4 protein-coding genes and 1 pseudogene are annotated in these 3,565 nt (G+C 43.6%); 1 reads left to right on the top strand and 4 read right to left on the bottom strand.

All coding sequences use genetic code 11. The features are described from left to right. From WBA23_RS01630 to WBA23_RS01615, 4 genes and pseudogenes are all read right to left on the bottom strand, one after another. Nucleotides 1-633: SprT-like domain-containing protein (locus WBA23_RS01630; RefSeq protein WP_424580492.1), on the bottom strand; the 633-nt coding region annotated here is incomplete at its 3' end. Nucleotides 634-914: 281 nt separating this feature from the next. Further along, a complete protein-coding gene (locus WBA23_RS01625) occupies nucleotides 915-1,403 on the bottom strand; it encodes a hypothetical protein (RefSeq protein ID WP_424580491.1) in 489 nt (162 codons plus the stop codon). Nucleotides 1,404-1,412: 9 nt separating this feature from the next. Next, nucleotides 1,413-1,796, bottom strand: a pseudogene (locus WBA23_RS01620) (helix-turn-helix domain-containing protein); the annotation flags it as partial. Between the two features lie 92 nt (nucleotides 1,797-1,888). After that, nucleotides 1,889-2,881, bottom strand: coding sequence for an NAD-dependent epimerase/dehydratase family protein (locus WBA23_RS01615; protein WP_424580490.1), 993 nt, complete (start codon nucleotides 2,879-2,881; stop codon nucleotides 1,889-1,891). A gap of 145 nt (nucleotides 2,882-3,026) precedes the next feature. Between WBA23_RS01615 and WBA23_RS01610 the strand changes: the two genes are divergently transcribed. Continuing rightward, nucleotides 3,027-3,565 (top strand): hypothetical protein (locus WBA23_RS01610; protein WP_424580489.1); only part of this gene is annotated, 539 nt, incomplete at its 3' end.

Genomic DNA, 3,565 nt, shown 5'->3' with positions numbered 1-3,565 from the left:
TGGCGTGGCCGGCACCCCGGTGACCGTCGTAACGTAGGCACTCTGAGCAATGGTATATCGCTTACCACTAGTCATTTCTCGACATAAAGCTCGAGTACGTCTGACTTTCTCCTTCAGAAACTTTCTTCCCTGAAACACAAAATGCTCCTGTTCCGCTACCGAAGCCAGAGGAATATTGCCATCCAGCGGTTTTTCTCGCAGTAAAGCTCGCAGTAAAGCAGCATCGGCGTGAACGGTCGCTTTAGGGTTTTGCGCGTAACGTTGCAGGGGAATTCGCACTTCTTCCGAAACCATCGGTTCAGTAAGCACCGGCTGGAGTAGCTGGCGAAAGCAAGATTTCCACTCCGCTCCGTGCGGACGAATACAAAACCAGTGCCGTTGAAACGCCATCAGGTGAGCCACTTCGTGCAGGTACGTCAGCAAAAAAGCTTCCGCAGGCAACGTACGGTTCACCGAGATTTGATGTTGTTCACTGCCACTAGCTGACTTCCGGTACCGATAGTCACCCCACTTACTTTGGCGATGATTGGCTAGCTTGAGCCGAAACCCATACTGTTTCCATAGCAAAACGCAGTACGCTTCGGCGGCTTTGGGCACGTAGTTATGGAACGGTGTGGTTAGGCTATAGGTCATAGTACATAGTAGAAGATTTAAAAGAAAACTATTTCATCAACTCGACGTGAACTATGGATCAGGGCTTATCGGTGGAAATAACCAGGTGCTTGACTATCAGCATCTCGTCCTCAAGCCGGTAAGGCTTCTACTTTTCCATTGATGAAAAGTAGACAAAAATCTAGGAGAATTTGAAACTCGCTACGCTCAGACAGCAAATTCTCCCTTTTTTGAACGAAGAAAGCATTTTAATCCATATTTCACATCAACTTAGTGTATTCTAGTTGACGATTGACTGATTCTTAAGTCCACTTACAATCTCGAATGAATTTGCCTTCATACTTTAATATCTCTGCTAAATTAAAATCTCTCTCTTCGTAGCCATTGGAGTAGTACAGTCTAACTTTAACTTTCAAATTAGAAGAAGCTTGAAGGTTTTTCACCACAATATTAGCTTCAGCAACCGTAGTTACTTCATTCTGAAAAATAGGAGCTTTATTTGGTACACTGAAAACTACGACTTGATCTTCTTCCCTCACTATATAACCTGCAATTACATTTTTGCTTGCATGATAATTCTCATATAAAGCTTTAGGTATAGAAGCTTCCAACTTGAACTGCTCTTCTACTTGATCACCTATACTCTTTGCTTGAAAACGCAACAAATACTCAATCTTCTGAATGCCCCCTCCTGCAGAATTTTTGCTCGTCTTTTTATATGATGGAATCTCTATAGTAAGCCTAGTTCTTTGTTTACGATTATAAGTAACTCTAACTTCATACTCTTCCATGGGTACAGATTCAAAATTGTGCCGTTTGTAGAATCTGTGATCAGACGCCATATGAGGGGCATTTGAGCTTTGCGAAATTTTGACTACATAAACTGACTTTGTAATATCCTTGTCGAAGCGAACTGGATATATTCGTAAGTCAGGTATTCTCCTTTGTATGTTCGAACTAATGACTTGTTCAAGCCACTCTTTAGTAAAAGTGTTACCATCAATGTACGACAGAGAACTAGCAACATTGTCTTTTTCAGAGACACCATAAACTATAATTCCTCCGTCTGAATTAGCAAATGCTGATACATCTTTTGATATTTCTTTCTTCTTCCCTTCTTGTTTAGCTAAACTTCCCGAGGCTTTAAAATCTAAGTAAAGAGACTCTTCTGTTGAAGAGTCGATTAACCCCTGAATATCTTCTTACGTGTAACTCTCTTTTGTGAAAAAATCCATATTTATTTCAGCTTTTGCGTTTTAATCTAACAGCGAGCGGCTTACCTCCAGTCTAAGTATCCATTCTCTTTGAACCAAGCAAAGCACTCGCGGATAGCCGTGTCAATCGGGGTTTGGGGCATATTCAGTTCGCGGACGGCTTTGGCGGCAGTAAAGTAGTGACCGTCGCAGGAAACGCGAGCCATTTTATAGCTTACTTTCGGAGCAAACCCGGTCAAATTGCCATAAACAGTTCCTAGCCCACCAAAAGCTTTCGTTAGTGAAGGTGGAATAGCAAATTTGGGTGGCTCTACCCCCACAATGTTAGCAATCTTGGTAAACGCTTCTTGGTAGCTCAGATTTTCGTTCCCCAGAATGTAGCACTCACCAGGAGTACCTAATTCAATAGCGTTAACAATCGCGGTGGCCGCATCGCCTACGTATACGTAGTTTTTCCCGCCGGTGGGGTAGCCCGGTATTTTTCTGTGGTACACCGCCAGCACCATTTGGCCGGAGCTAGGCTTATGATCGTTTGGGCCAATCATGAAAGTAGGGTTCACTACCATTCCGGGGAAACCATTTTGGGCTTCCTTCAGCATAATTTCCTGGGCCAGATGCTTGGTTTCCATATAGCCTAATTCGTACTGCTTAAACTTTGGCGGGGTGCTTTCATCGCCCGGTTGCTCTTTGGTACCGAAGCCCAGTGCGTTAGCGGTGCTTACGGCAATCATACGTTTGATGCCCACTTTCTTGCCGGCTTCAATCAGATTGATAGTGCCCTGCACGTTGGTGGCTACGTACTCAGGTGAGCGAGCGGGCCACAAACCTGTATCAGCGGCGGCGTGGATGATCACATCACAACCTTTAACCCCTTGTTTCATCGCTCGGGCATCGGTAATATCGCCCAGGAACAGTTCAATGTCTTCGCGGTGCCGATGACGGTGGGCATCTTGCTTATCGCGAAAGAGGGCTTTCACTGCGTAATTCCGTTTTAGCAGTTCAATCAGTACGTTGCTACCTAGCAGTCCGCTGGTGCCAGTTAAAAATACAGTCATAGTAAAGGTTGTAAGCGACTTACAAAATTAGAGCTTTATTAACAGTGTGGAAGAAAATGATACAAAGTTTAACAGAAGCTGTCGAATTCAAAAGAAATAGTGTAATTTATCTCAGCAGTCAAAGCGTTTTTAAGTCCCACCTCTTATGAAGTTTTTTTTTCTAATATCCAGTTTTGTCTTACTTTCTCATTGCCTATTAGCTCAAGTAGCCAAGGGTAACAAATTTGTTAATGGTACGGTCAATTTGCTCTTGGGGGAAAGTATCACGCAAGTCGTTCTCGCCCCAAGCTTCGGTTACTTTAACAGTAATCAAACAGCAGCTGGAGGGTCGATCGCGCTTGCTTATCAGTCTGTTGGTGATGTGAGCAGTACTTCAGTTTTAATAACCCCCTTTGTCCAGCGGTATTTTCCTATTGTAGAGGATAAATTCTTCTTCTTTCTAAATTGGAGTGTCACCTTCGCTTACGGTAGTTTCTCTATCGGAGGATTAGAAACAATGGATGAAGATACCTTTTCTGTTTTAATAGGTGTTGCTCCTGGTTTTAGCTATTTTCCTAGCGAGCGGTGGAGTTTAGATTTCTCTCTCTCTGGATTTAGCTTAAACTTCCTAGATCTTAATGGAGACCCCTCGGCTGCTTTACTCTTAGGGGCAGCAACCGTTTCCCCTGACATAGGTTTTAGCTA

It is taken from the genome of Tunicatimonas sp., assembly GCF_049647865.1.
Taxonomy (GTDB): domain Bacteria; phylum Bacteroidota; class Bacteroidia; order Cytophagales; family Cyclobacteriaceae; genus Tunicatimonas.
The sequence above is the reverse complement of the archived record's forward strand: the minus strand, read 5'-3'. Positions and strand labels throughout refer to the sequence as shown.